1 protein-coding gene is annotated in these 497 nt (G+C 65.0%); it reads left to right on the forward strand.

The features are described 5' to 3' along the window. Positions 1 to 497 (forward strand): AMP-binding protein (locus EN742_RS37210; RefSeq protein WP_148670627.1); only part of this gene is annotated, 497 nt, incomplete at both ends.

Below are 497 nucleotides of genomic sequence, written 5' to 3' on the forward strand. Positions count from 1 at the left end.
GGTGATGTCGGATCTCGTCTTCCGCACCGAGGACATCGACAAGACGGTGCTTGAGAAAATCATCCTGACGGCGAACGAGCGCGGCATGAAAGAGCTCGCCGTGCAGGACCCGGTCACCGGCTCGCTGAGCTACGGCAAGCTGCTGACGGCTGCCGCCGTGCTCGGCGAGAAGTTCGAGCACCTCTATGCCAGCCAGCAGACAATCGGCATTATGCTGCCCAATGCCAACGGCGCATGCGCGACGCTGCTCGGCGTCATGTCGGCCGGCAAGATGCCGGCGATGATCAACTTCACCGCGGGTGCGGCGAACATCCTCTCCGCCTGCAAGGCCGCCGAGGTGCGGACCGTGCTCACCTCCCGCGCGTTTGTCGAACAGGCCAAGCTCGGCGCGGTCGTCGAGGAAATCGGCCGCTCGGTGGAGATCGTCTGGCTCGACGACCTGCGGGCCGGCATCGGCCTCAAGGACAAGCTGCTCGGGCTACTGCGCAAGACCACAC

It is taken from the genome of Mesorhizobium sp. M4A.F.Ca.ET.020.02.1.1, from assembly GCF_004022645.1.
Taxonomy (GTDB): domain Bacteria; phylum Pseudomonadota; class Alphaproteobacteria; order Rhizobiales; family Rhizobiaceae; genus Mesorhizobium.